6 protein-coding genes and 1 pseudogene are annotated in these 4,692 nt (G+C 68.7%); all 7 read right to left on the bottom strand.

The window, feature by feature from the left end; genetic code table 11:
* A pseudogene (locus tag ACFDTH_RS17495) lies at positions 1–707 on the bottom strand (flagellar hook-associated protein FlgK); the annotation flags it as partial.
* Entirely contained in the window at positions 704–1,048 is a 345-nt protein-coding gene (locus ACFDTH_RS17490) for a rod-binding protein (RefSeq protein ID WP_375288831.1), read from the bottom strand. The pseudogene ACFDTH_RS17495 and the gene ACFDTH_RS17490, both read right to left, overlap by 4 nt.
* Entirely contained in the window at positions 1,045–2,139 is a 1,095-nt protein-coding gene (locus ACFDTH_RS17485; RefSeq protein WP_375288830.1) for a flagellar basal body P-ring protein FlgI, read from the bottom strand. The genes ACFDTH_RS17490 and ACFDTH_RS17485 overlap by 4 nt, the downstream gene beginning before the upstream one ends.
* 8 nt (positions 2,140–2,147) lie before the next feature.
* Entirely contained in the window at positions 2,148–2,873 is a 726-nt protein-coding gene (locus ACFDTH_RS17480) for a flagellar basal body L-ring protein FlgH (RefSeq protein ID WP_375288829.1), read from the bottom strand.
* On the bottom strand, positions 2,873–3,661 hold the full coding sequence (gene flgG / locus ACFDTH_RS17475) for a flagellar basal-body rod protein FlgG (protein WP_375288828.1): 789 nt from the start codon (positions 3,659–3,661) through the stop codon (positions 2,873–2,875). The genes ACFDTH_RS17480 and flgG overlap by 1 nt, the downstream gene beginning before the upstream one ends.
* A 52-nt stretch (positions 3,662–3,713) precedes the next feature.
* On the bottom strand, positions 3,714–4,466 hold the full coding sequence (locus ACFDTH_RS17470) for a flagellar basal body rod protein FlgF (RefSeq protein ID WP_375288827.1): 753 nt from the start codon (positions 4,464–4,466) through the stop codon (positions 3,714–3,716).
* A gap of 141 nt (positions 4,467–4,607) precedes the next feature.
* On the bottom strand, positions 4,608–4,692 hold an 85-nt coding region (locus ACFDTH_RS17465), incomplete at its 5' end, for a flagellar basal body rod C-terminal domain-containing protein (RefSeq protein WP_375288832.1).

Raw genomic sequence — 4,692 nt, 5'->3', positions numbered from 1 at the left:
GTGCCGCCGACAAAGGTCGGCCCGCCCTTGCCGCCCAGCGCCACGGTGGCGCGGCCCGCCGCGTCGAGCTGGACGTCGATGTCGCTCAGCGCGCTCATCTCCTCCAGCAAGGCGTCTCGCTGATCGGCGAGGCCGGCGGCGGCGGCGGTGCCCGGCCGAGTCTTGCCAAGCGCCTCGTTGACCTTGGCAAGCGAGGCGCCGAGCGTGTTCAGGCCGGAGACGGCGGCGCCCGCAGTGCCGTCGAGGTCCGCGGCGGCCTGGGTCAGCGCCGCGCCGGTCGAGCGGAACGAGGCGGCGGCCGATTCGGCGCTTTCCAGCATCACGCTGCGCGCGGCGGTGGAGGTGGGATCGGCGGCGAGCGTCTTGGCTGCGTTGAAGAAGTCGGTCAGCCGGCTCCCCACCGCGCTGCCGGTGAGCGCCGACTGGATCTGCTCCAGCCAGGCGCTGCTGGTTTCGGTGCGCGCGAGATCGGCGGTGGCGTTCTGCACCGCGGCGGAGCGATAGATGTCGAACGAGCGCGTGGTCGCGCCGATGCCGACGCCCATGCCGTTCGCACTGGTGCCGCCGATCGCGACGATCTCGCTGAGCGGCACGGTGCGGCGGACGTAGGACGCGTTACCGGCATTGGCGATGTTCTCCGACACCGTCGCCAGCGCGGTCTGATAGCCGCGGACGCCCGAGGCGCCGATGGAGAGAAGGTCGCTCATTGATTCGGGTTAGGGCCGGTCCGGTTAAAATCGGATTGCGGTTGGAGGCCACGCTGGAGGAATTCGGTCATGGCCTTGCCGATGCCGAGCGGCGTGTGCTCGGCCATCTGCTGGACGACCTTCTGGTCCTGCATGTCGCGAAACGTGTCGATCGCCTGGCTGTCGAACAGGGGATCGGCCAGCTTCGCCTGCCGCATGCTCTTGAGCATCATGCCGGTGAAGACCGATTCGAACTGCTGCCCCGCGGCGGCGAGATTGTCCTTCGAGGCGGTGCGCTGGAGGCCGGAGTCGATGCCGGTGGCGCCAGAGATCTGGGGGGTGATGGCGGGAACGTCGGTCATAGCACGATCAGCTCAGCCTTGAGCGAACCCGCTTCCTTGAGCGCTTCGAGGATCGCAACCAGGTCGGCCGGCGAGGCGCCGATCGCGTTCACCGCCTTGACCACGTCGGCGAGGCGCGGGCCGGGGTTCAAGAGGAACATCGGCTTCTTCTCTTCCTCCACGGTGACGCCGGACTTCTGCTCCACCGCGGTCTGGCCGCGGCTGAACGGGGCGGGCTGGCTGATCCGCTGGTTCTCGTCGATGCGCACGGTGAGTTTGCCGTGGGTGACCGCGGCAGCGCCGACGCGCACCGCGGAGTTGATCACCACGGTGCCGGTGCGGGCGTTGACGATCACCTTGGCGGGCGGCTCGGCGGCGGTGACGTCGAGGTTCTCGATCTGACTCATCAGCGTCGCGCGAATATCGGCACCCACCGGCGCGCGGATCGCGACCGAGATGGCGTCCACTGCCTGCGCGGTGCCAAAGCCGAGGCGCTGATTGATCGCCGCGGCGACGTTCTGCGCGGTGGTGAAGTCCGCGCGCGCCAGGTTGAAGGTAAGATAGGGCGTGTCGGCGAAGCCGGTCTGCACCGCCCGCTCCACCGTCGCTCCTTCGGGGATGCGGCCGCTGGAGGGGACGTTGACGACGATCTGCGACCCGTCGCGCCCTTCCGCGCCCAGCCCGCCGACCGCGAGATTGCCCTGCGCCATCGCGTAGATCTGGCCGTCGGCGCCGAGCAATGGCGTCAGCACCAGCGCGCCGCCGCGCAGCGACTTGGCCTTGCCCATCGAGGCGACGGTGATGTCCAGCCGCTGGCCGGGCTTGGCAAAGGCGGGCAGCTCCGCGGTGATCATCACCACCGCGGCATTCTTGAGGCCCGGATTGGCCTGGGGTGGCAGCTGAAGGCCGAAGCGCGAGGCGACCGCCTTCACCGTCTGCACGGTATATTCGAGATTGTCGTCGCCGGTGCCGGGCAGGCCCACCACGACGCCATAGCCGGTCAGCTGGTTCGAGCGGATGCCCTGGAACCCGCCGAGGTCCTTGACCCGGTCAGCATGCGCAGGGGTGGCGGCCAGCAGCGCGAGCGCAGCCAGGAAGAGAGAGCGAAGCATCGTCATCCTCAGAACGGCGAGATCACTTGGAAGAAGCGGCTGAGCCAGCCCTGGCGGCTCGCCCGCGCGACATCGCCCTTGCCAGTATAGGCGATCTGGGCGTCCGCCACGCGGGTGGAGAGGACGCGGTTATCGCGGTCCACGTCCGCCATCCGCACGATCCCCTTGATCTGGATCGTCTCGTCGCCGCGGTTGAGCACCACGCGCTTCTGGCCCTGCACCACGAGGGTGCCGTTGGGCAGCACCTGCGACACGGTGACCGAGATCTCGCCGGACAGCGAATTGGCCTGGTCGGCGCTGCCGCCGCCATTGAAGTTGCGATTGCCACTCGCGCTCGCGTCGGTCTGGTTGAACAGGTTGAACGGGCCGGTGCTCGGCGGCGTCAGGCTGAAGCCGCCGTTCGAATCGAGCTTGGACGAGGCGGACTTGGAGGCGGCGGTGCGTTCCACCAGCACGATGGTGAGGGGGTCGCCCACCCGACGCGCGCGCCAGCCCTCGTGCAGGGCGGCATAGCCCTGCTCGGCCTGGAAGATCGAGCCATTGGCGACCGGCGCCGCCACCGGCATCGCCGGCGCGCGGGTGACGGTGAAATCCTCGACCGGCCGTTTCTTGCCGAAGATGCCGGCACTTGCCGGCAACGGCACAAAGGCGGCGGCGACAAGCGCGATCGTTGCAGCGCCGAGGCCGATCTCGATCCAGAAGGCGCCAAGCGGGCTGGGAGCGCGGGTCGACATCAGATGTTCTGGTTGACGTACTTGAGCATGTCGTCGGTCGCCGAGATCATCTTCGAGTTGACCTCATAGGCGCGCTGCGTCTCGATCATGTCGACCAGCTCCTCCACGACATTGACGTTGCTGGCCTCCAGCTGGCCCTGGCGGACCTGGCCGCGGCCGTCCTGCCCGGGCACGCCGAGGTTGGCGGCGCCCGATGCGGCGGTCTCGCGCAGGTAATTGTCTCCGGTCGCGAGCAGGCCCGCGCCGTTGGGGAAAGCGGCGACCTGGATCTGGCCGAGCTGCTGCGCGGCGCTCTGACCGGGCACGGTGGCGGAGACGGTGCCGTCGAGGCCGATGGTGATCGCGGTCGCGCCCTCGGGCACGGTGATGCCGGGCATCACCTGATAGCCCTCGCTGGTCACCAGCAGGCCCTCGGGCGAGCGGCTGAAGTTGCCGGCGCGGGTGTAGCCCAGCTCGCCACCCGGCAGCTGCACCTGGAAATAGCCGTCGCCGTCGAGCGCCATGTCCAGGCTGTTGCCGGTGATCTGCATCGACCCCTGGGTGTCGATCCGCGCGGTGCCCTGCACGCGCACGCCGGTGCCGAGGTTGAGCCCGGTGGCGTATTGCGTCTCCTGGGTGGACTGCGCGCCCGGCGAGGTGACGGTCTGATAGGCGAGCGTCTCGAACGCGGCACGGTCGCGCTTGAACCCCGTGGTGTTCACGTTAGCGAGGTTGTTCGAGATGACGCGCATGCGCGTGTCCTGGGCGTCGAGCCCGGTGCGCGCGATGTGCATGGCGGCGGTGGTCATGGCCTGTCCTCAATCGGGTTGGTCGGTGCGATCACAGCAAGCGGCGTGCCAATCAGCCCGGCATCCGCATCAGCGAGGCCGCGCCCTCGTCCAGGTCCTTGGCCTGCTTGAGCAGGTTGGCCTGGACCTCGTAGCTGCGCTGGTTCTCGATCATGTCGACCAGCGCCTGGGTCATGTTGACGTTGGAGCCTTCGAGCGTGCCCGACTGGAGCTTGGCGTTCATGTCCTGCGGCAGCACGCCGCCGCCCTTCACATGGAGCAGGTTGTCCAGCCCCTTCACCGTTTGGCTGCCCTTGTCGGAGGCCATCTTGATCGTGTCGATCACGGTCATCTGCCCGGTCTTGTCGCCTTGCGGGACGATCGAGATCGTGCCGTCCGCGCCGATGGTCAGCTTGTCATAGGGGGGCAGCGTGATCGGTCCGCCCGAGCCCATCACCAGATAACCGTCGCCGGTCTGGAGCGTGCCCGAGGGCGAGACGGAAAGGTCGCCGCGGCGCGTGTATGCCTCGGTGCCGTCCTTGCCCTGCACCGCCATCCAGGTGTCGTTGGCGATCAGCGCCACGTCGAGCGGGCGCCCGGTGGTCTGGAGCGCGCCGGGGGCGCGATCGAAGTCCTGCACCGCCTCGCTGGACGGCGCGCGGCTCTCGAACTGCGCGCCGCCGCCCTTGAGCGCCAGCCGGTCGAACACCACGCGATCGGCGCGGAAACCGGTCGTCGAGGCGTTCGCCATGTTGTTCGCGATCGCGGCCTGGGCGGCCATGTGGCTCTTGAGGCCCGTCGCGGCGGTGTAGACCAGTTTGTCCATCGAAAGTCCTCTCCCCTCCCTGCAAGGGAGGGGCTGGGGGTGGGTGGCGGCTTGGCGATACTGAGGTGCTGGACGAGGCCGAGCCGTACCGCCCGGCCTCCACCCACCCCCGACCCCTCCCTCAAGGGAGGGGAGTTACCGTCAGCTGCGGATGTTAAAGATCGTCTGCGAGATCTGGGTCTGGGTATCGAGCGCCTTGGCGTTCGCCTGAAAGTTGCGCTGCGCG

The organism is Sphingomonas sp., assembly GCF_042096255.1.
Lineage (GTDB): Bacteria > Pseudomonadota > Alphaproteobacteria > Sphingomonadales > Sphingomonadaceae > Sphingomonas.
Note: the sequence above shows the minus strand (reverse complement) of the source record. Positions and strands in the feature narration are given on the sequence as shown.